Origin of the sequence: Nostoc sp. PCC 7524 (assembly GCF_000316645.1) — a bacterium.
Lineage (GTDB): Bacteria > Cyanobacteriota > Cyanobacteriia > Cyanobacteriales > Nostocaceae > Trichormus.
Genome location: NC_019684.1, coordinates 518,480 through 539,383, shown reverse-complemented (window position 1 = coordinate 539,383; position 20,904 = coordinate 518,480). Strand labels below are relative to the sequence as shown.

The 20,904-nt window shown below is 43.9% G+C and carries 20 protein-coding genes and 1 tRNA gene; 10 read left to right on the top strand and 11 right to left on the bottom strand.

Annotation, left to right across the window (positions count from 1 at the left end):
* Window positions 1-112 precede the first annotated feature (112 nt).
* The 4 genes from NOS7524_RS02255 to NOS7524_RS02240 form a co-directional block, all read right to left on the bottom strand.
* A tRNA-Asn gene (locus tag NOS7524_RS02255) sits at window positions 113-184 on the bottom strand.
* 288 nt (window positions 185-472) lie between these two features.
* Entirely contained in the window at window positions 473-1,024 is a 552-nt protein-coding gene (locus tag NOS7524_RS02250; protein WP_015136837.1) for an NYN domain-containing protein, read from the bottom strand.
* Window positions 1,025-1,342: 318 nt separating this feature from the next.
* The gene (locus NOS7524_RS02245) at window positions 1,343-2,014 is read right to left on the bottom strand and encodes an ABC transporter ATP-binding protein (protein WP_015136836.1); all 672 of its coding nucleotides are present in this window, start codon (window positions 2,012-2,014) and stop codon (window positions 1,343-1,345) included.
* Window positions 2,015-2,164: 150 nt separating this feature from the next.
* Window positions 2,165-2,437 carry a hypothetical protein gene (locus tag NOS7524_RS02240; RefSeq protein ID WP_015136835.1) on the bottom strand — a complete coding sequence of 91 codons (273 nt, stop codon included), beginning with the start codon at window positions 2,435-2,437 and terminating at the stop codon, window positions 2,165-2,167.
* A gap of 336 nt (window positions 2,438-2,773) precedes the next feature.
* Here NOS7524_RS02240 and psbD point away from each other — a divergent pair, with 336 nt between their 5' ends.
* Entirely contained in the window at window positions 2,774-3,829 is a 1,056-nt protein-coding gene (gene psbD, locus NOS7524_RS02235) for a photosystem II D2 protein (photosystem q(a) protein) (protein WP_015136834.1), read from the top strand.
* Between the two features lie 581 nt (window positions 3,830-4,410).
* A complete protein-coding gene (locus NOS7524_RS02230; protein ID WP_015136833.1) occupies window positions 4,411-4,692 on the top strand; it encodes a 4a-hydroxytetrahydrobiopterin dehydratase in 282 nt (93 codons plus the stop codon).
* Window positions 4,693-4,776: 84 nt separating this feature from the next.
* Here NOS7524_RS02230 and NOS7524_RS30885 read toward each other — a convergent pair whose 3' ends face one another.
* On the bottom strand, window positions 4,777-4,911 hold the full coding sequence (locus NOS7524_RS30885) for a hypothetical protein (protein WP_268741977.1): 135 nt from the start codon (window positions 4,909-4,911) through the stop codon (window positions 4,777-4,779).
* 154 nt (window positions 4,912-5,065) lie between these two features.
* Between NOS7524_RS30885 and NOS7524_RS02225 the strand changes: the two genes are divergently transcribed.
* From NOS7524_RS02225 to NOS7524_RS02210, 4 genes are all read left to right on the top strand, one after another.
* A complete protein-coding gene (locus tag NOS7524_RS02225; RefSeq protein WP_015136832.1) occupies window positions 5,066-6,856 on the top strand; it encodes an iron uptake porin in 1,791 nt (596 codons plus the stop codon).
* Window positions 6,857-7,033: 177 nt separating this feature from the next.
* Window positions 7,034-7,471 carry an RrF2 family transcriptional regulator gene (locus NOS7524_RS02220; RefSeq protein WP_015136831.1) on the top strand — a complete coding sequence of 146 codons (438 nt, stop codon included), beginning with the start codon at window positions 7,034-7,036 and terminating at the stop codon, window positions 7,469-7,471.
* 238 nt (window positions 7,472-7,709) lie between these two features.
* On the top strand, window positions 7,710-8,672 hold the full coding sequence (cysK, locus tag NOS7524_RS02215; RefSeq protein WP_015136830.1) for a cysteine synthase A: 963 nt from the start codon (window positions 7,710-7,712) through the stop codon (window positions 8,670-8,672).
* 15 nt (window positions 8,673-8,687) lie between these two features.
* Entirely contained in the window at window positions 8,688-9,389 is a 702-nt protein-coding gene (locus tag NOS7524_RS02210) for a J domain-containing protein (protein ID WP_015136829.1), read from the top strand.
* Between the two features lie 37 nt (window positions 9,390-9,426).
* Here the strand turns inward: NOS7524_RS02210 and NOS7524_RS02205 are convergent, their stop codons facing one another.
* Both NOS7524_RS02205 and NOS7524_RS02200 read right to left on the bottom strand, forming a co-directional pair.
* Window positions 9,427-9,795, bottom strand: coding sequence for a clan AA aspartic protease (locus NOS7524_RS02205; protein ID WP_015136828.1), 369 nt, complete (start codon window positions 9,793-9,795; stop codon window positions 9,427-9,429).
* The gene (locus tag NOS7524_RS02200) at window positions 9,795-10,064 is read right to left on the bottom strand and encodes a hypothetical protein (RefSeq protein ID WP_041555085.1); all 270 of its coding nucleotides are present in this window, start codon (window positions 10,062-10,064) and stop codon (window positions 9,795-9,797) included. Before NOS7524_RS02200 ends, NOS7524_RS02205 begins: the two co-directional genes overlap by 1 nt.
* Window positions 10,065-10,333: 269 nt before the next feature.
* Between NOS7524_RS02200 and NOS7524_RS02195 the strand changes: the two genes are divergently transcribed.
* Window positions 10,334-11,206 (top strand): 6-carboxytetrahydropterin synthase, encoded by an 873-nt coding sequence (locus NOS7524_RS02195; protein WP_015136826.1) that lies wholly within the window; start codon window positions 10,334-10,336, stop codon window positions 11,204-11,206.
* 36 nt (window positions 11,207-11,242) lie between these two features.
* Here the strand turns inward: NOS7524_RS02195 and NOS7524_RS02190 are convergent, their stop codons facing one another.
* The 3 genes from NOS7524_RS02190 to NOS7524_RS02180 form a co-directional block, all read right to left on the bottom strand.
* Complete coding sequence (locus NOS7524_RS02190) at window positions 11,243-11,950, bottom strand: TIGR04283 family arsenosugar biosynthesis glycosyltransferase (protein ID WP_015136825.1); 708 nt, start codon at window positions 11,948-11,950, stop codon at window positions 11,243-11,245.
* Between the two features lie 117 nt (window positions 11,951-12,067).
* Window positions 12,068-12,759, bottom strand: a protein-coding gene (locus tag NOS7524_RS28130) for an IS1 family transposase (RefSeq protein ID WP_085999899.1) whose coding sequence is annotated in 2 segments (ribosomal slippage) — window positions 12,068-12,435 and window positions 12,435-12,759 — 693 coding nt in all. Because the reading frame shifts where the segments join, the coding sequence is not laid out codon by codon here.
* A gap of 89 nt (window positions 12,760-12,848) precedes the next feature.
* The gene (locus tag NOS7524_RS02180; RefSeq protein WP_015136824.1) at window positions 12,849-13,223 is read right to left on the bottom strand and encodes a DUF4870 domain-containing protein; all 375 of its coding nucleotides are present in this window, start codon (window positions 13,221-13,223) and stop codon (window positions 12,849-12,851) included.
* Between the two features lie 337 nt (window positions 13,224-13,560).
* Between NOS7524_RS02180 and NOS7524_RS02175 the strand changes: the two genes are divergently transcribed.
* The 3 genes from NOS7524_RS02175 (at window position 13,561) to NOS7524_RS02165 (ending at window position 15,813) form a co-directional block, all read left to right on the top strand.
* Window positions 13,561-13,929: a hypothetical protein gene (locus tag NOS7524_RS02175; RefSeq protein WP_144050832.1), complete on the top strand. Its 369-nt coding sequence runs from the start codon at window positions 13,561-13,563 to the stop codon at window positions 13,927-13,929.
* 229 nt (window positions 13,930-14,158) lie between these two features.
* Entirely contained in the window at window positions 14,159-15,277 is a 1,119-nt protein-coding gene (locus NOS7524_RS02170) for a phosphotransferase enzyme family protein (RefSeq protein WP_015136822.1), read from the top strand.
* The gene (locus NOS7524_RS02165; RefSeq protein ID WP_015136821.1) at window positions 15,274-15,813 is read left to right on the top strand and encodes a DOMON-like domain-containing protein; all 540 of its coding nucleotides are present in this window, start codon (window positions 15,274-15,276) and stop codon (window positions 15,811-15,813) included. The genes NOS7524_RS02170 and NOS7524_RS02165 overlap by 4 nt, the downstream gene beginning before the upstream one ends.
* A 31-nt stretch (window positions 15,814-15,844) precedes the next feature.
* Here the strand turns inward: NOS7524_RS02165 and NOS7524_RS28125 are convergent, their stop codons facing one another.
* Window positions 15,845-20,632: a PAS domain S-box protein gene (locus NOS7524_RS28125; protein ID WP_015136820.1), complete on the bottom strand. Its 4,788-nt coding sequence runs from the start codon at window positions 20,630-20,632 to the stop codon at window positions 15,845-15,847.
* Window positions 20,633-20,904: the final 272 nt, after the last annotated feature.

The window sequence follows — 20,904 nt, the reverse complement described above, 5'->3', positions numbered from 1 at the left end:
TATATAGTTAGCTTTTGGCCTTCTAAGGTCAATGCTCAGTATATGCTATATCGTCAGAGTAATTCTTCCCAACCACTAGACTCAGGCTTTAACTTTTCCATAAATTATTTAACTCCCCAGGCTGGATTCGAACCAGCGACCAATCGATTAACAGTCGATCGCTCTACCGCTGAGCTACTGAGGAACGCTTGCGCTCACGATTTATAATATTAGCCTAGTTTCTAGGAGATGGCAAGTCCTTTTTCTAAAATTTTTTTGCCGATGCGTAACTTCCAGGCTTATACAAGCTAAAACTCTCTCTGATACTGAGTTGTAGTCAAATATCGTAACTTAGCCTCGGAGTGGGGAGTAAGAATATTTCTAACCACCTTACCCGTTTCTCAGTATCTTTTTGGGCGCAACTTAGTAGAGACGTTCCATGAAACATCTCTACAAGGTTTCTGGAAAACGCATATTTAATTTCTGGAGATGTCTATTTAAATCCCATTCGCAATTCAGCCAGCCGTTGTCGTGCTTTGGCATCAATAGCACTAGCTAAAAACCGACTCGAAGATTGCTTACGTGGTTGATACTTCTTTCTCACCCGACAAACCGTAGCTTCTACTTCCCAACAAAGTTGTTGTGCTGATAACCATTCAGCCCCATACCCCTGTACCGTCAATTGTTGGGCGCGATCTGAAGTTGCCACAATTACACGAGAAATGCGAGTTTGTGTAATTTGAGGGCGCAAAGATGCACAAATTTTTTCAATATAAGTGTCTGCTGTTTGCCCGAAGTCAGTGTAATGAACTGAAACCAGTTCTGTAATTACTTCTCTATTACTAGAAGTATTTTGATAGTGGGCATCAAACACTATTTGTGTGTCATAAGCTTGAAACGCACTGTAACTTGTCATTGCTTCTACAAGTTCCCCGCGAGCCGCTTCTAATCCAGAATAATCACGGGTTTTTTTCAGGCAAGGCCAAGCGCCAATTATATTGTAGCCGTCTACCAATAAAACGGCTTGTGGTAGGGGACGGGGCATGGTTTTTAATCACAATTTTCTAGAGTTAACAAGATCCATTCATAAGTTTTATAGTAATTGAAGCATTGCTTGTAACACTATGTTACAAAGACCTAAATAATATGATTTAATTGCAAAGTTTACTATGAAAAGCCCCATTAAAAGTAAACGCGCCATGAAGAGGCGCGTCGCAGTTGTCATAAATTAATGATTAATTAGCTGTGGGAATTGGGCATTGGGGGTAAAAATTCTTCCCCTGCTCCCCTGCTTCTTACCCCTCTACTACCCTGCTTCTTCCTAGTCCCCAGTCCCCAGTCCCCAATCCCCAGTCCCCAATCCCTAATCCCTATTTACTTCCATCAAACGTTGTTTCAGACGTTCAGGTTCACCTTGATCCACGAGTAAGCCTTTTTCTAGTAAGAAAGCGCCATCGCAATAATTCAACTCGTCTAATCGGTGTGTCACCCACAAAGCTGTGATGCCTCTACTTTTTACTAGGTTGCGGACACTAGCTACTAAGTCTAGTTGGCTATCTGGATCGAGTAAAGCTGTGGGTTCATCTAATAATAAGATTTCACAATGACGAGCGATCGCACCTGCTATGGCTACCCGTTGTTTTTGTCCCCCACTGAGGGCATAAATTGGGCGCAATTGTAAGGCGCTCAAATTCACTGCGTCTAAAGCCTCTTTGACTCTCGCTCTCACAGTAGCAGTTGGTAGCTTTTCTTCCACCAAACCAAAAGCCACATCCGCACCAACAGTTGGCATCACCAATTGATGATCAGGATTTTGAAAGACAAAACCCACAGGATGCAAAACCCGAATGTCACCAGACTGGGGAGCTAAAAGTCCTGCCAACAGTCGGAGTAATGTAGATTTACCACTGCCATTGGTACCCAACAGCATCCAAAATTCACCCTTGGGGACTGCCAAAGAGCAAGATTGAATTGCGGTATCACCATTTGGCCAACTGAACTGTAAATCTTTAACTATAATGCCCGCTTCCACCATGAATACACCTTGGATCAGGGACTTCCAGCGCAAAAAATATCCAAAGCTTAGGGTGCGTCAGTGCGAGAAAACCTAGTTACCCAAGGAATTATTCCTACTGACGCACCCTACTAACCGTCAATTTGGGATAATTTATCTTTCGGTGTTACCTTACTCGCCAGCTAAGGCGAAAAAGCCTGGTGGTCTGCCGCCAGCAGCAGTAACACCATCTTTTTCCATAATTTGTACACCAGAAATCTCACTGGCACGAACAGCGATTTTTTTCTCTGTCTTACCTTCACACTTGAGTTCCACGATGTCAGGATTTCCAGAACGCATAGCCGCCAAAATTAGCTGGTAGACCGCTTCTGCGTCTTCTGCTGTCTTACGTTGTACTGATACAGGGAAAGCAGTATTTTTGATGCTTAAGTCAATGGTAAACATTTAGCAGTAACTACATATAACTGTAGGACTCATTTTAGCGTTAGGAGATGAGGGATTGGGGAGTGGGGATTGGGGATTGGGGAATAGTTATAATTTTTTCTCCCCCATCCCCCTCATCTTCCCCTACACCCCTGCACCCCTAATTTCTGTATCCAAAAATTAATTTCTCCCCAAGATCCCCTGGAAAAATTAGCGATTTGCCCCTAGAATTATTAGAGTCAGTAAAAAATTGTAAACTAGGTTGACAATCTAGTTAACTTTCTGTTTGCAGATGGTTATACAAAATGCCAGCTTGCGAACAGTGACGTAATTATAAACATTTGGAGATTTGCTCTAATGACCATCGCAGTAGGACGCGCCCCCAGTAGAGGGTGGTTTGACGTACTAGACGACTGGTTGAAGCGCGATCGCTTCGTATTCGTAGGTTGGTCAGGGATATTATTATTCCCCTGCGCCTTCCTCGCACTAGGCGGTTGGCTCACCGGCACAACCTTCGTCACCTCCTGGTACACCCACGGACTAGCCTCATCCTACCTAGAAGGCTGTAACTTCTTGACAGTAGCAGTATCTAGCCCCGCCGACAGCATGGGACACTCCCTGTTGTTGCTGTGGGGACCAGAAGCCCAAGGGGACTTCACCCGTTGGTGTCAACTAGGTGGATTATGGCCCTTCGTAGCCCTACACGGAGCCTTTGGTTTAATCGGCTTCATGTTGCGGCAATTTGAGATTGCGCGGTTAGTAGGCATCCGTCCCTACAACGCCCTAGCATTCTCAGCCCCCATCGCGGTATTCGTCAGCGTGTTCTTGATGTACCCCTTGGGACAATCCTCCTGGTTCTTCGCACCCAGCTTCGGTGTAGCAGCCATTTTCCGGTTCTTGTTATTCCTGCAAGGTTTCCACAACTGGACACTCAACCCCTTCCACATGATGGGTGTAGCGGGTGTACTCGGTGGGGCGCTATTGTGTGCGATTCACGGTGCCACCGTAGAAAACACCCTATTTGAAGACGGCGACGGTGCTAACACCTTCCGCGCCTTCAACCCCACCCAAGCAGAAGAAACCTATTCCATGGTGACAGCAAACCGTTTCTGGTCACAGATTTTCGGGATTGCTTTCTCCAACAAACGCTGGTTGCACTTCTTCATGTTGTTCGTACCAGTAACTGGTTTGTGGATGAGTGCTGTCGGTATTGTCGGTTTAGCACTCAACCTGCGGGCGTATGACTTCGTATCGCAAGAATTGCGTGCGGCAGAAGACCCCGAATTTGAAACCTTCTATACCAAAAACATTTTGTTGAACGAGGGTATCCGCGCTTGGATGGCTCCTCAAGACCAACCCCACGAAAAATTTGTCTTCCCCGAAGAGGTATTACCTCGCGGTAACGCACTGTAAGCTTGAACAGTTAGCATTCAAATTCCTAACCTCCGCCGCAACGCGGAGGTTTTTTTGTTGTTAGTGAATATTTTGCAATTGATATGCTATATTACTCGAAGGTTAATACCCAGAGATTTACTCTCTGCCTTTTTGAGACTAAGACCGTTTAGGCAACAAGGAGGTGATGCCCATGATAGAAAGTAGTAAACGCATGGGTCATCAGGTTGCAGTTAGCCGGCTGTGCGCCGGGGCTGTTCTCTAAAAGTTAGCCTTAGTCTGCTTGTCAGATTAAGTTAGCTACTTGTAGCTAGGCTAAAGCACGGAGTTCCTTCCGGCAGTCTGGTTGCAACCTGAAGACCCGCTAGACCGCTCTGATATTAGGTCATCTGATCTAAGTCAGAGCGGATAGTTTTTTATGGTTAACTTTAGATTTTTTGATGCTTACTGTCTGTCATGACAGTGCCAATCACGTTAAAGTTTTGTAGAGCAAAAATATCTAGCATTTTTCTTTTTCTGCGAAATTTGTTTTAACAGTACAGAAAAGACAAATGTTGCAGGCAGTGGGATAGCAAAGACGTAAATATTAGAGGGTTGTTGATATGGCGCAACTACTAACTGATGCAGAGATTCAAGCACAAGCTAGTAGCCTATCGGGTTGGACAGTGGCAGGTTCTAAGTTACAGACTACCCGCAAATTTAAAGACTTTGTAACAGCGATCGCATTTGTGAATAAGCTAGTCGAACCTGCGGAGTCAGCCGGACACCATCCAGATATAGAAATTTCTTATAACAAAGTGCAAATCACATTAACAACACATGATGCAGGCGGTTTGACACAAAAGGATTTTGACGTGGCCAATGTCATTTCTCAAATCAGCTAAAGGTTTGGGAGCTACCCACGGCCAAGTGCTGAAAAAATCAAGATTTTATCGAGAGTAGGGAACTTTCAAAACCCTACTCTTTCTTTATATATGTAGTTGACTAATTGTGACAGTTGATGAGGCGATCGCTTCTACCTTGCCATCCCCTTGAGATGACCTATAATAACAGGCTATATAGCAATGTTTTTTGCATAAGTTAATCACATCAATTTTTAACATTAAGTTAATCAGTTATTAGCTTGGCAAAAACTAAAATTGTGGTAGGTGGCAACTGTGCCTCATCAACAGATTTCAAAATGATGATGTCTCATGCTTTTGAGAATAGGTACAGCGAAAACAATTATCAATACAAGGTGTGAGGAGAAAAGTCAAGATGTCTAATCTATTGTGGAAATCCCTAGTGGTTAGCCCTGCGGTTTTAGGAGCAACACTGTTAGTTTCGTCAACAGCAATTGCAGCTCCCACCACAGCTACAGAAGTACCAACCACAGAAGTAGCAACCACAGAAACCGCATTTCCTGAAATTGCACAACAGCCAGAAGTTGTAGCTCAAGCAGCCCCAACAACTGAAGATACAAAAGTCATCGACCAAGTTAACCGCTACAGCACCGAAGGCAGAAATAATACTTCTCTGTCTCAGGTAACATCTGTGTCCCAGTTTTCTGACGTACAACCAACTGACTGGGCATTCCAAGCATTGCAGTCCTTGGTTGAGCGTTATGGCTGTATTGCTGGTTATCCCAACGGCACCTATCGTGGTAACAGAGCCTTAACCCGTTATGAATTTGCTGCTGGTTTGAACGCCTGTTTGGATCGGGTGAACGAATTAATCGCCACAGCAACAGCTGATTTAGTAACAAAAGAAGATTTAGCTACCTTACAACGCCTGCAAGAAGAATTCTCTGCTGAACTAGCAACCTTGCGTGGTCGTGTAGATGCTTTGGAAGCGCGGACTGCGGAATTGGAAGCCAACCAGTTCTCGACAACCACTAAACTCGCTGGTGAAGCTATTTTTGCCGTAAGTGATGTTTTTGGCGATCAAGTCGGAGACAACAATAATACTGTCTTCCAAAACAGAGTCCGTCTCAGCTTAAACACCAGCTTTACAGGTAGAGACCTGTTAACTACCCGTCTAGCTGCTGGTAATGCCAATAACTTTAACCTGGGTAATGATAGAGCTGTTGGCCCGGCTCTCGCTCAAAGTGGCGAAGGTCTGCAAACCTTTAACGTTGGTAACACTGGTAACAACAACGTTGAGATTGACCGACTGACCTATGAAGCTCCCTTTGGCCCAGCGAGAGTTTACCTCGCAGCTAGCGGTGGGCAACATAGCCATTATGCAGCAGTCAATAACCCCTACTTCTTTGACAAAACAGATGGTGGTAATGGCGCATTATCTACCTTTGCCTCTGAAAGCCCCATCTATCGAATTGGTGGTGGCTCAGGTATTGCTTTTAACTTACCCTTTGGCTCAGGCGGCAGTATTCTGAGACCTAGCTCTTTAACAGTGGGTTACTTGGCATCAGAAGCTAATGATCCTGGCGCTGGTTCAGGTGTGTTTAACGGTAACTATGCGGCATTAGGTCAGTTAAACTTTAGTGTCGGCGATCGCTTGGCATTAGCTGCTACCTATGTTCATGGTTATCATGGTGCAGGGTCTGCAATCTTCAACTCTGGGTCTGATGCCAATGTGTTGAATCCAGCCTCTGCTAGACCTGTAGTGGGTACCACCACCGCCAACTATGGTGGTATTAATAGTGCAACACTGGAAACTAGCGCCTTTGCGACTAACTCCTATGGTTTGTCGGCAGCCTTCAGACCTAGTGATAGGATATCTGTAAGTGGTTTCGTTTCCTACACCGATGTTAGTGGCTTTGGTGCTAATGACAGTAGTGAAGTTTGGTCTTACGGCGCTGGTATAGCTTTACCTGACTTTGGTAAGAGAGGTAACGTTTTAGGGATTTTCGCAGGCGCTCAACCCTATGCACGAGGAAGAGAAGCTGGTTTGAACAAAGTTCCATACCAAGTTGAAGGCTTCTACAAATATCGTGTATCTGATAACATCTCCATCACCCCCGGTATCATCTGGTTGACCAATCCTGGTCAAAATGGTAATGCTGATGATGCGATTATCGGTACTCTCAGAACTACTTTCACCTTCTAGAGCATTCTCAAACTTTTCAACACTTTAAACTAAATTTATCCCCGCTACAAAGCGGGGTTTTTTATGTTCTTGGCTCATAAGACAAAAACCCTAGTGATGAACCGGAGTATACTGGAGAAAGTTAAGACTTAATTCTTAGCTTTCTCATAATCTCACTCACCACTTACTATTTTGCTTGTGGAACTATCGTGTAAATCAGAATACGCAATTCTCGCCTTACTAGAGATGGCAACTCATTACGAGAGCGGTGAACCAATGCAAATTCGACAAATTGCCGCCCAGCAAAATATACCTGATCGCTATCTGGAGCAGCTACTAGCGACCTTAAGGCGTGGAGGTATACTTAAAAGTCAACGCGGGTCAAAAGGTGGCTACCTTTTAGCGCGAGAGCCTCGCAAAATTACCCTCTTGGAAATATTGGAATGTTTGGAAGGGTTAGATGTAAGTACAGGCGAAAGCAATACCAACTCCAAGACTATAGACAGTTCAGTAATCAAAGAAATTTGGCAAGAAGCTTGTCAAGCAGCAAATTCAGTTTTGCAAAATTACACTCTTCAGGATCTTTGCGAAAAAAGAGATTCTCGGCGGCAGTTAGATATTATGTACTACATCTAGTCCATACTGATTGGTCATTCGTAAAGAAAGCTGTGGACTCCAAAGTTTAAATGCTGAGATTATGGATAAATGATTAAGGGAACACCAAAAAATAAATTATCCGAAATTGATTGTTGGGTAGGGTGCGTCAGTATGAATAATTTCTGAGTGTAGTTAGGTTCTACCGCACTGACGCACCCTAAGCTTTGGATATTTTTTGATCTGGAAGTCCCTAATACATTACCGATAAGGAAAACTTATGAATATTGCTCGTAACATTACAGAACTGATTGGTCGGACACCTTTAGTACAGTTGAATCGCATCCCCCAAGCTGAGGGATGTGTGGCGCAAATACTTGTCAAACTTGAAAGTATGAATCCGTCGTCTTCTGTGAAAGATAGAATTGGTATGAGTATGATCAATTCTGCTGAAGAGGAGAAGTTAATTACTCCTGGTAAAACTGTATTGGTAGAACCGACATCGGGAAATACAGGTATTGCCCTAGCAATGGCAGCAGCTGCTAAGGGTTATCGGTTAATTTTAACCATGCCAGAGACGATGAGTGGTGAACGCCGGGCAATGTTGCGGGCTTATGGTGCAGAATTAGAACTTACCCCAGGGATGGAAGGGATGAGTGGGGCAATTCGCCGGGCGCAGGAGATTGTCAATAGTACACCTCATGCTTATATGTTGCAGCAGTTCCGCAATCCGGCGAATGTCAAAATACATCGAGAAACTACCGCCGAAGAAATCTGGCAAGACACCGATGGCCAAGTAGATATGATTGTGGCCGGGGTGGGTACAGGTGGTACGATCACAGGTGTAGCGGAAGTGATCAAAAGCCGGAAACCTGGTTTTAAAGCGATCGCAGTTGAACCAGCCAACAGTCCAGTTTTATCAGGAGGCAAACCAGGCCCCCATAAAATCCAAGGTATTGGTGCTGGCTTTGTTCCCCAGGTACTCAGGTTAGACTTAATTGATGAAGTGATTACAGTCACCGATGAAGAAGCGATCGCCTACAGTCGGCGTTTAGCTAGAGAAGAGGGACTACTATCTGGTATTTCCAGTGGCGCAGCTTTATACGCTGCTCTACGTGTTGCCCAACGCCCAGAAAACGAGGGACGCTTAATCGTGATGATTCAGCCCAGTTTTGGCGAGAGGTATTTGAGTACACCATTGTTCCAAGACCTAGAGGCTAGGGTAGCCACTAGCGTCAGCTAACAAAACAGTAGAGGAATGGCCGATTTTAAACAAGATTCCAATCACTACGATACTCTCAAAGTGAGTCCTGATGCTAGCCAAGCGGAGATTAAACAAGCCTACCGCCGCTTGGTAAAATTATTTCATCCTGATAGTAATCAGGAAACAGCAGATAAAGAGCAAATTATCCGCATTAACGCCGCATACGAGGTCTTAGGCGACAGTCAAAGTCGCCTCAATTATGACCAACAATTGCAAAGTGAGTCGCAAAACTTAAATAGCGAACGTCAACAGCGTACAGCATCAGCACAAAAGCATTATCAAACTACACGCAAATCTGGAAAAGATGCTGATGAGCAAGTTGAAGAATGGCTGCGCCTGGTATATCAACCAGTTAATCGTTCACTGTGCAGCATTCTCAATTCTCTAGAACAGCAAATTGAAGAACTCGCCGCCGATCCTTTTGATGATGAATTATTAGATGAATTTCAGGAATACTTAAAAAACTGTAAAGCAGATCTTAAACAAGCCCAAACTACTTTTCGTTCCCTACCTAATCCCCCCAGTTTAGCTAGAGCCGCAGCTCATCTCTACTACAGCCTCAATCAAGTGGGAGATGGACTAGAAGAGTTGTCTTATTTTCCCTTGAATTATGATGACCGTTATCTGCACACAGGACAAGAACTATTTCGGATAGCTACAAGATTGCACTGTGAAGCCCAAGCCTCTGTGGAGTAATGATGAGAATCAAATTTTGGAGATGTAATACTCAAAATTACAAAACTTCATCAATTATAACCGTACCGCCATCATAGAAATCTATACCGAGATGATAATCTTCAAGTAGTCCAGTTCCAATCAGAGGACGGCTACCCATTGCTAGCACGGCAACATCCCGTTCTATCCCTTGCCATACGATAGTTGCTGAATAGACATTAACGGCAACATTAGAATTATCAGCAAGATTTGCATCGATTCGAGCAATATAAGGCAACCGAAGCTCAGTAACTACAAGGGATGGCAGCGTCAAAAAACCTTCAAAGCCTGTATCAACGACACATTCAATTTCTATATTTGAGCTTTCCCGAAGGCAAAAAATCACATTAATTCGAGCTTGCAGCCCAACTACGGTTCCATGTATCACTATGCCATCCTGGTCAATGTACCACCAACTGCATAGACAGCGTTAAAGCCAATTCGTCCTGCCCAAATGGGAGCATCAGATTGTTTAGCTTGTAATCGGCGACTCGTCATGATTAAATCTTCACCTATTTCATATTCACCGGTTTCTACATTAATGGAGATAATCTTACCAATATTTTCTTTTGTTTCTACTTGAGAACGAATGCTCTTTTCATAGAGTTCTCTACCACGTTGGGTAATTTCTTCACCACTGAGTTGAGGATTAGCCATATGAGCAATACGCAAGTTTAAAGTTATTAGACTCTTTCTTCTAATTCTAGGGCAGAACATAAGGCTAAATGCTGTCTTTGCTTGGGTTTTGTACTGGCAGGAAATAAGCTATCGCTGCATCCCCTAAACCTTGTGTGGCGATCGCACTTGTTCATAGTCTAAAGTCAATCGTCAATAGTGTAGAGACTAATGACTAATGACTAAAGAATTAGTTTATGCTGGAAACAGAGAAAGATTAAGAAATTTTAAATTCTGCTCCCAGTGTACTCATGCAATGTATCGTAAATCGCCGCGCTCAGTTCTCGGCAAGTCATCGTTATTGGTTGCCAGAATTGAGTCTAGCTGAGAATCTAGAGAAATTTGGCGCTTGTTCTAAATTTCCTGGACATGGACACAACTATGTTTTATTTATCTCTCTGGCTGGAGAACTAGATGAATATGGCATGGTATTGAACTTATCTGACGTGAAACACGTAATTAAACGCGAAGTTACCAGCCAACTTGACTTTTCGTATCTGAATGATGTCTGGGCAGAATTTCAGCAAACTTTGCCCACAACTGAGAATATTGCACGGGTGATTTGGCAGCGACTAGCACCCCATTTACCTCTAGTCCGCGTACAGTTGTTTGAACATCCTGAACTTTGGGCAGATTATATAGGAAACGGAATGGAAGCTTACCTCTCTATCAGCACTCACTTTAGCGCCGCCCATCGGCTAGCACATCCTAACCTTAGTGATGAAGATAATCATGAAATTTATGGTAAATGCGCCCGTCCCCACGGACATGGACACAACTACCATTTAGAAGTAACCGTTAAAGGTGAAATTGATCAGCGCACTGGGATGATTGTCGATTTAGGTGCTTTGAATCAGGTGATAGAAGATTATGTAGTAGAACCATTCGACCACACATTTTTAAACAAAGATATTCCTTACTTTGCTGAGGTTGTACCGACGGCTGAGAATATCGCCTTGTATATTAGTAATTTACTGCGATCGCCCATCCAAAACATAGGTGCAAAACTTCACAAAGTTAAACTCATCGAAAGCCCGAATAACTCCTGTGAAATTTACTGTACAGATGCAGAATCAAACTCTGTTGGTGCAGTTCAAAATCAGCCAGTTTTAGCAAGAATCTAGAATTTATAGAGACGCGCTAGCGCGTCTCCATTTTTTTTATATGTATTTGAAACCTTGGCGATACCATTGCCGAATTCGCTCTGGTTGGACACCCAGTAAATAGGCAATAATTACAATTTGATTTATTAGAGTAGTTTTCCAGACTCCCTTTTGTATCCACCTCCGGGCAGAAGTAATAACAGGTACAGGAAGGATTGTAATTCTACCGATACGTTTCAAACACCGTATGAGTTCAAAGTCTTCCATAATGGCGAGTTCAGGAAAACCACCAATTTTTTGAAAGACTGATTTGGTAATAAAAATTGCTTGGTCGCCGTAAGGCATTTGTAACCAGCGCGATCGCCAGTTTACCCCTGTTTCTACCCAGCGCAACCCTGCCAAAGCCCCATCTATCCGCAATGCAAACGCACCTGCTACCACTTTTGGCTGTTGTAATGCTGTGGTAATCATCTCATCAAACCCAATCGGTAAGAGGGTATCTGCATGGAGAAACAACAAAATTTCACCACTCGCCACCGCCGCACCTGTATTCATTTGCACAGCACGGCTAGGAAAAGATGAGATAACTTTTACACCTAGTGACTGGGCTATGGCTACAGTGTCATCTTGTGAACCACCATCTACAACAATAATTTCTGTATTGCTGCTGGTTTGAGTAGTAGCGATCGCTGCTTTGATATTTTCGGCTTCGTTGAGTGTCGGGATGATAATAGAAATTTGAGGATTGTCAAAATTTTGACCCATAATTAACCGATGAGAGGGAAATGAGCGCCAACAATAGTCTATGCCTCAACCTAGGCGATGACGCATCATCAATAACAAAGGGATGGTTTTCTCGGCGTTGCATAAATGCGGGATGAGTTAACTAAATACAGGTATTCGTCTATACTTGAGATAATGGAGTAATAAACGAATTGAATATTTAAGCATATCTACTGATTTGGAATAACATAACGTTTTGCGATGTAGACGTGCTAAATAATGACTGCCGCGTGTATTTTCTCCTTCTACTCTGGTCATGTATGTTTTGCTAATAATGTGGTCTCCTGAGTCAATAAAACTCGCGTAGACCGGCCATCCATCAGAGACATAAAAATAGCATTGCCATAAAGAAACAATATCCCATAAAGGTTGGAAGGTTTCTGCACTGTGGTCTCCCAAGACCCAAGCTAAAATATTTTTTTGGAAGTGATTTACTGCCGTCCACAACCAGATTTTGTTTTTTTTGACCCGACAAAAGTCTCTAATTCATCAAGCTCGCCAACCAGTGGTATTTGTTCAATTGGTGGCGCATCTGGGAGTTTTTCGCCTGCTTGTTTTACCCAATTAATGACAGTTGTGTGATGAACCCCTTTGTCACGTTCAATCGCTCTAAATCCCATGCCGTTGACATACGAGCGCAAGCAACTTTGTTTGATTTCATCTGAGTACCCTTTTGGGGGACTATAGACATCGATAAATTGGCGACCACAACTCACACAGATGTGATTCTGTTTACCTCGACGTTTACCATTTTTTCTGATCTCCGTAGACTCACAGTATGGACAATGCACAGTAGTTTACCTCAATTCCTCCCTATATTATGCAACGCCGTTTTCTCCATCCCTTTTGCCAAAACTCTACATTTTAGCTATTTATCTAGTCAGAACACTCGAAAAATAAACGGATAACGGAACGGTGCATCGGGTTGGGTAAGACAGTGAAATAGCGCCCAAATAGTTAATCCCCAGTGCAGTAAAAACCCCAAAGCCACCAATGGGAAGAACAAAAGCCCGCCCAGACCAAAGGTTAGCCAAGATATAATCCCAACAGGTACGCCAATGACAGTTGCCCAAAACCAAACATTAAAGTGAAAATTAATCGATTCTTTAGCATTACTTTTCACAACTGGGTCATCAGAAATCAAGTTAATGACAATGGGAACCCCAATGGAAAATATGGCTGTACTAAAGAAAATTGCCCCATGACACAGACTTGATAGCAGTTTGCGCTTATCAGAATCGAATGTAACTTGCATCCTGGCGGCTCCTCAATTTACCTCTAGTTTTGATTTTAACGGTTCTTTAATTAGCTTGGATACTGTAGTTTACCGTAATGATCAAGTCTTTATACCTGTTCTTTAGATAGATTAACTTTTACTGCTACACGTTCAATTGAGTTGATGAGGTTTACCGAACATCCAGCAGGGTAGCCCTATGGTATAGACTTGGAGACATTTTAGGCTGACGCATCACTGTAGCTTACCGAAGATATCGCCTACGGTGAGTGTTCTGCGCCCTCGCTGACTTATAAAAGTGGATTACAATGGCTTATTCCAAAAAGTAGTATAAATCATCACTAAAGGAAGAACTATTGTGAGTAAAACTTTCTGGAAAGTGTTGGGAGTCTTATCAATGCTGGCTGCAATTTCACTGTTGATGCAGTCTCCGGGTGTATTTGCTACCAGACCACCTGATAAACAACTAGAATTTATCATTGGTACAGCAGCGATAGTAGGATTATGTAGTGTATTTGCGATCGCCTGTTGGTTTCCCCGAAGTCACGCCATTAGTTTACGGGTGATTGGTTTGATTGGTTTAGCTTCGTGCATTTTTGCGATCTACGATATTTTCCGCGATGGCACTCTCAACTGGGTAGTAATCACTTCCCGTTTAGGATTAATTTTGGGATTTTGGCTACCCAGTTCTCTGTTTCTTGTCAGCAAAGGGAAAATGAAGGACTAATTTTCAGAATGAATCATCATGCAACAATCAAGGAAACCGCAGTTTTTATTCCGCCGCAATCTTGATGAATCGAACTATCCCAAGCTGATTTGTCGCGGCCATAAATTTTGAAATTTCTTTGCTACGCATTAATTGCAACACTTATATACAGACCTAATGTAAAACTTAGGCTACTATAGTCTCCTATTGCCTTAGTGCAATTCATGTGTGGGGAGTAGTAAAAACAAATATGACAACCGTTATCAGGACGCACAGCGTAGAAAATCTGGTTACAATTGCTGAACAATTCACGCTTCAGACTAAAGTCACAGATGTTCAAGCATTTGGCAGTGGCAATATCAATGATACTTTCTTAGTAACTCTTGACGCTCCTGGGGCAAAGCATTTCATTCTGCAACGCATCAACACGCAGGTGTTTCGCCAACCCCAACTGATTATGCAAAATATGCGGACTTTTACTGAACATATTTACCAACGCTTACAACATACCCCTCTGAACCGCCGTTGGGAAGTACCGCGCGTATTATCGACTCAGACAGATCAAGACTATTGTATTGATACTGAGGGTAACTTTTGGCGAGCGATTAGCTTTATTGAACAGTCGCAATCTTTCGACACCATGCAAAGTCTAGAACAGGCTCAAGAAATTGGCTATGCCTTGGGGATGTTTCACAACTTAATCAGCGACTTACCACCGGAAAAACTAGCCGATACCCTAGAAGGTTTTCATATTACACCGCTTTACCTGTGCCATTATCAAGAAGTGCTGGCGAAGACTACACCGCAACCATCCCCAGAGGTAAATTATTGCTTAGAGTTTGTGAGCGATCGCACCACATTTGCACATATCCTAGAAAATGCCAAAGCTGAGGGTATATTACCTCTGCGGTTAATGCACGGCGATCCCAAAATTAACAATGTCATGTTTGATACTATTACTCACAAAGCCGTCAGTGTAATTGACCTCGACACTGTGAAGCCTGGATTAGTACATTATGACATTGGTGACTGTTTGCGTTCTGGTTGTAATACGGCAGGGGAAGAAACAGAAGCCTGGGATAGTGTTTATTTTGATACTGACTTGTGTCAAGGAATTCTACAGGGTTATCTCTCAGTAGCTAAAGCATTTTTGACTGAGAATGATTACGCCTATATGTATGATGCTATCCGCTTGATTGCCTTTGAGTTAGGCTTGCGGTTTTTTGCTGATTATTTAGCTGGGAATGTCTACTTTAAAGTTAAGCATCCAGAACATAATTTAGCTAGAGCGATCGTTCAGTTTAAGCTTACTGAGAGTATTGAATCTCAAGCAGCCCAGATTCGCCAGATAATTCAAGACATGAAATGAACCAGCAAACATTTTCTTTACAACCATTCCCTTCTGGAGAATCTTTACCTGATGCAATCATCACGGGAGATATCAGTCGTGACGGAAATCAACTTGCCATCAACTACCAACTTACAGGTGATTTAGGACAAGTTGTAATTCCTCCACTCGCAAACACACCCACACGCCAGCATGAACTATGGCAAGATACCTGCTTTGAGTTCTTTCTTGGTATCAATAATTCTCAACGTTATTGGGAATTTAACCTTTCACCGACTGGACATTGGAATATCTACCGTTTTGATGGCTATCGCCAAGGTATGCAAGAAGAAACAGCTTTTAGTGTGTTTCCTTTTAGTGTCCAAAATCAATCAGATAGTTTAATGCTTTCGTTGAGTTTCAATTTAGATAAGATTATCTCGCCTGAACAAATCTTGGAAGTTGCAATTACTACTGTTGTTAAACAACAAAATAATCATGTGACTTACTGGGCATTAACTCATAAAGGTTTAGAGGCTGATTTTCATCTACGAGAAAGTTTTATGATTAAGTTGTGAAATAAACATCACAAAAATACCTTGGGATAATCTAGCTGTGTTTGATAAGATTAACGATCGCCCGCAGTAAAATATCTGGCTCCACAGGTTTTGAGATATGGTGTTGGAATCCTGCCTGTAAAGCTTGCTGTTGATTAAAATCCCCAGCATAAGCAGTGAGGGCGATCGCGGGAATTTGCCCACCTTGTTCTGGTAGTAACGCTCTCACTTGTTGCATCAGCATATAACCATCCATATCGGGCATTCCAATGTCGCTGACTAACACATCTGGTTGCGATCGCATTAAAATGGCGAATGCTTCGCTGGCAGTTTTGCTTGTCACCACTCTTGCCCCAGCTTGCTCTAACAAGAAAGCCACAAACTCCCTTGTGTCGGTATCATCATCAGCAAGCAGAATTTGCACGCCGCTTAAATCAACTGATAATTTTGATGATTGATGGTTCTGGCTGATCTGCGGCACATTGGCTATCAGTGGCAGCCTGACTGTAAATGTTGCCCCCTGCCCTTCCCCTAAACTCTCAGCCTCAACTGTGCCGCCATGTAGTTCCACCAAGTGACGGACGATCGCCAAGCCTAAACCTAATCCCCCGAATTTACGGGTGGTTGTACCATCAGCTTGACGGAAGTAGTCAAACACGTAGGGTAGAAAATCCGCCGCAATGCCTTTACCCGTATCGCTAACTGTAATTTGGGCTTGATGGCCATGTTGCTCTAACCGCACATCAACTTGCCCGCCTTGGGGTGTAAACTTCACTGCATTAGAGAGCAAATTCCATACTACCTGTTGTAAGCGAGCAGAATCTCCAAAAACTGGGGCAATATTAAAATCGAGTTGTTGCTGAATTTGAATTGACTTAGCTTCCGCCGCTAACCGCACCGTTTCCATAGCTGATTTAATGGTTGCTGCCAGATCCACATTCACAACATTCAAGCGGAGTTTGCCTTGCAAAATCCGCGAGACATCAAGCAAGTCTTCAATCAGTTCGGACTGTAACTTGGCATTGCGTTCAATCACTGCCAAAGCTTGCGCGGTTTTTTCAGCATCTAACCGACGACTTTGCAGTAACTTTGACCAACCCAAAATCGGATTGAGAGGCGATCGCAACTCATGGGAAAGCACCGCCAAGAACTCATCTTTAATCCGGTTGGCTCGTTCAGCTTCTTGTCGTGCTACCTGTTCCCTAGCCAACAACTGTTCTCGTTCTGCCTCAGCTTGCTTGCGGTTGGTGATGTTGAGGACAATACCCGTCATCCGTTTTGGTTGTCCGTCAGCATCACAGAATGTTTGCCCAATGGCTGAGATCCAGCAAATTCCTTGGGTTGGGTGCAGGATACGAAATTCTACATTCAGATTGGTGCGATGTGCTAAAGCCTCACGCGTTGCCTGATCTGCTTGCTCTCGATCTGGTGCCAAAATCGATGCCAGCCAAGTATCGTAGGAGGGTGTGACCGTGGCATCAAGACCATATATTTGGTAGTATTCCTCTGACCAAGTGACATGGTTATTAACAATATCCCAATCCCATAGTCCAGCACCCGCCGCCCGTTGAGCTAGCCTTAATCGTTCTTCACTCTGGTGTAATGCGGCTTCGGCTTGTTTGCGAGCGGTAATGTCAAGAGCTACACCTGCCATCCGCACGGGTAAGCCCTGCTGATTCCGGTAAACCCGCCCAATTGACCGCACCCAGTGTAATGTGCCATCCGCCCCCAGTGTTCGCATTTCAACATCATAGTCCTGCTGCTGGGCGATCGCTTGGGTAACTGCCTGGTCAATTTGTTGTCGGTCTTCAGGATGAACAGCCTCAAGAAACAGAGCATAATTCATCTCTACCTCCACTGGCAGTCCAAACATTGCCTTGCAACGATCTGACCAAATTAATTTGCCATCAGTTAAATCGTAGTTCCAAGTGCCTAAATTAGCTCCTTTTAAGGCAATTTGTAGCCGCTCCTCACTCTCTCGTAGTGCCTCTGCTGCTTGTTTGCGTTCGCTAATATCAATAAAATAAGCCACACCGCGATCGCTATAACCCGGTAACAAACCACAGCCAATTAAGATAGGTACTTTGGTTCCGTCTTTACGGATGTAAGCTTTTTCAAACGGGGGACAAATCCCTGTTGCTAGGATCTGTGCCACCATCGCGGCATCAAGCTCGTGAAACTCTGGTGGTGTGATGTCTTGCCACTGCACCTGTTTTGATTGCAGTTCCTCACGACTATAGCCCAGCATTTGCACTGCTTTCTCGTTGGCATCGGTGATACAACCCGACGCTTCCCAGAAGAGAATGCCCACCATGTTGGACTCCACCACGCCCCGGAAGCGGGCTTCACTTTCACGCAAGTTGATTTCAGTTTGCTTCAGTCGGGAAATATCGATTGCAGCACAGGTGATGCCCACAATAGTGTTATTTACATCGCGCAAAGGTTCTACTGTTAAGTCGTAGTAGTAGTTAGTTTCATTTCTGGTCAACTTGATTTCTTCACGAGTGCCGATACCAGTTTCTAAAACCCGTTGTTTCACTCTCATGAGTATTTCCGCATCTTCGGGTGGCAAAAAATCGCGATCGCCTTTGCCGATCATTTCATTCAAATCATACAGAACCGGATTATGCAGCCAGGTATATTTTAATTCGCAATCTTGGTTAAAGACCGTAATCGGTGCATTTTGCAGTGCCACTCGCAACCTTTCTTCAGCTTGCCGCAATGCTTGCTCAGTGCGTTTGCGTTCAGTAATATCCACAGTAGAACCAACCAAACGGATTACCTGCCCTTGCTGATCTCGAATTAAACAGCCCCGCTCCCACACCTCCACCCAGTGTCCATCAGCGTGAAGAACCCGATACTCCGCTTCATAAAGGGGATTGCCACTGTTAAACATTTCGATGGCTTGCGATTGCAAACGAGCATAATCAACGGGATGAATTCGCTCTTGCCACCAACTAGCAGAAGGTGGGGCATCCTCTGGTTTAATCCCTACAAGCTGATATAACTTTTCAGAACGATATACCTCATTAGTTTGTAAGTTCCAGTCAAAGACCAACCCATTGACAGCGTGCGTTACTAAACGGAATCGCTCTTCACTTTCACGCAGGGCTGCTTCCGCTTGTTTGCGTTCGGCTTCGTCTCGTTTGCGATCGCTAATATCAAATAAAACCCCGATAGAGCGGATTGCCTGACCATTGCGATCGTAAGTAAAATTTCCTAAAGCTGCTAACCAGGAAATTTCTCCATTGTCTGCTCGAATTACCCGGTATTCCGTACGATAAAACCTGTTTTCTTGGCGTGACTGCTGCCATTCCTGGATGACTCGCTCTAAATCATCGGGATAAATGCGGCTCATCCACATTTCTTCTGTGGCTTCCCCAGTGGTGACAGGCTCATATCCTAACATCGTGAAATGCTGTTCTGACCAAATGGCTTGACCAGTGAGCAGATCTACATCCCATGTTCCCATTTGTGCGCCTGCCATCGTCAGTCTTAGTCGCTCTTCACTTTGACGCAGGGCTGCTTCCGCTCGTGTACGCTCTGTGACATCAATCACTAATGCGTAATAGCCTCTGACAGTGCCATCTTCCCCAAGTTCGGGGACAAAATAGCGTTGGACATAACGCCAGCCAGCAGTTTTGAAAAATACATATTTCTCTGAGCTGACTTTCTGCCCAGACAATACAGTTTCAATATCAGGTTTTATGGTTTGATAAGCTTCCTGTCCTAGAATATCCTTAACGTGCTTACCAATAATCTCTTGTGGGTGAAGATTAAACCAATCGGTGTAAGTTTGATTGACGAAACGATAATACTGCTGATGATCAACGTAAGCGATGAGAACAGGCAGTGAATTTGTAAGTAGGCGAAGTTGAGCTTCACTGTGATGTAGTGCTGCTTCTGCTTGTTGGCGTTCACGAAGGGCAGCTTGTTGTTCGCTGATGTCGCTGACTAGACTGAAGTATCCTTCCACCTCACCCTGACTGTTGATGTGGGGAACGTAATCTGCTCTAATATAACGAGTGCCACCTTCAAGGTAAGAAATTTGGCTTTCAAAGGTAACTTGTTCCCCAGATAACGCCAGCTCCATGTAGGGACGAACAGATTCATAAGCAGATTCACCCAAAACTTCCCGAACGTGTTTACCTGTTAAGTTGGCAGCAGTTTGCCCAAACCAAGTTTCATAGGTTTGGTTATTGAATTGGTAATAATGATTTTTGTCGATGTAAGCAATCAAAACAGGTAGAGCGTTGGTAATCAGGCTCAACTGCTCTTCCCGACGCTGTAATTTTTCCTTGATGCTGTCAAAGGACTGGTTGCTGAGTGCAGGTTGTATAATTTCGGGTAAGACTTTATACCCTGTCACCAGTACACCACTTACCTGTCCCGTCTCGTCACAGATGGGGGTGTATGACCAAGTGTAGGAGCGTCCGCCAAAATTATCATCTTGATCATGGGGAACCTGTTCATTTTCGTGTCGCAGAGGTTGCCCAGTGGTGAATACTTGCTCGATATGCGATCGCAGCTTACCCCAACCCTTAGCCCAATCCTGGCTAATGCTCTGACCCAAGGGAATTAGATCGCCGCTCTTATCAAATACAGAAGCGGAGGCATCATTATAAAACAGAAGACGTGCATCGGAATTACCCTGCCAAACCAAAAACATAGGATAGGGGGCGTTTAATAGGATACTAATGGTAGTTTTCAAGCTTTCTGACCAGTTCTCGACAGATCCCAGTGATGTCTGCGCCCAATCGTAAGCTCTCATCAGCGCACCCATATCGCCACCACCAATAAACAAGTTTTCGGACATTACCTTGTGTTCCTCTGCACTCATGCTTTTAGCCCCTTTGCTGGAAAATATTTGCCTCCCATTGCTTGATTGCGATTGTGTAAAGTCTCGTTGTGTGACTCAGACAATTAATCAAGCAAAGTGTCAATTTGCTTGAGTGCTAAAGGAGAAGGAGTCTTACGTTCATTTTTCCACTGATTGATTGAGCAAATGTCACCCTAAATAAAATCGAGAACTTCTCCTGTATTAGCTTGAGTGTTTGCTGGAGTTCTCGAACTAAGTGTCTAAGACTAGCTGTTCGATACCCATATCCTGCA

What these genes read in the sequence shown, in the direction of transcription:
- NOS7524_RS02250 (WP_015136837.1), bottom strand. Translation starts at nt 1,024, where the DNA reads ATGCCCCGTCCCCTACCACAAGCCGTTTTATTGGTAGACGGCTACAAT.
- cysK (WP_015136830.1), top strand. Translation starts at nt 7,710, where the DNA reads ATGAATATTGCTCGTAACATTACAGAACTGATTGGTCGGACACCTTTA.
- NOS7524_RS02240 (WP_015136835.1), bottom strand. Translation starts at nt 2,437, where the DNA reads ATGTTTACCATTGACTTAAGCATCAAAAATACTGCTTTCCCTGTATCA.
- NOS7524_RS28125 (WP_015136820.1), bottom strand. Translation starts at nt 20,632, where the DNA reads ATGAGTGCAGAGGAACACAAGGTAATGTCCGAAAACTTGTTTATTGGT.
- NOS7524_RS02190 (WP_015136825.1), bottom strand. Translation starts at nt 11,950, where the DNA reads ATGGGTCAAAATTTTGACAATCCTCAAATTTCTATTATCATCCCGACA.
- NOS7524_RS02230 (WP_015136833.1), top strand. Translation starts at nt 4,411, where the DNA reads ATGGCGCAACTACTAACTGATGCAGAGATTCAAGCACAAGCTAGTAGC.
- NOS7524_RS02195 (WP_015136826.1), top strand. Translation starts at nt 10,334, where the DNA reads ATGCAATGTATCGTAAATCGCCGCGCTCAGTTCTCGGCAAGTCATCGT.
- NOS7524_RS02210 (WP_015136829.1), top strand. Translation starts at nt 8,688, where the DNA reads ATGGCCGATTTTAAACAAGATTCCAATCACTACGATACTCTCAAAGTG.
- NOS7524_RS02200 (WP_041555085.1), bottom strand. Translation starts at nt 10,064, where the DNA reads ATGGCTAATCCTCAACTCAGTGGTGAAGAAATTACCCAACGTGGTAGA.
- NOS7524_RS02165 (WP_015136821.1), top strand. Translation starts at nt 15,274, where the DNA reads ATGAACCAGCAAACATTTTCTTTACAACCATTCCCTTCTGGAGAATCT.
- NOS7524_RS02225 (WP_015136832.1), top strand. Translation starts at nt 5,066, where the DNA reads ATGTCTAATCTATTGTGGAAATCCCTAGTGGTTAGCCCTGCGGTTTTA.
- NOS7524_RS02170 (WP_015136822.1), top strand. Translation starts at nt 14,159, where the DNA reads ATGACAACCGTTATCAGGACGCACAGCGTAGAAAATCTGGTTACAATT.
- NOS7524_RS02245 (WP_015136836.1), bottom strand. Translation starts at nt 2,014, where the DNA reads ATGGTGGAAGCGGGCATTATAGTTAAAGATTTACAGTTCAGTTGGCCA.
- NOS7524_RS30885 (WP_268741977.1), bottom strand. Translation starts at nt 4,911, where the DNA reads ATGTTAAAAATTGATGTGATTAACTTATGCAAAAAACATTGCTATATA.
- psbD (WP_015136834.1), top strand. Translation starts at nt 2,774, where the DNA reads ATGACCATCGCAGTAGGACGCGCCCCCAGTAGAGGGTGGTTTGACGTA.
- NOS7524_RS02180 (WP_015136824.1), bottom strand. Translation starts at nt 13,223, where the DNA reads ATGCAAGTTACATTCGATTCTGATAAGCGCAAACTGCTATCAAGTCTG.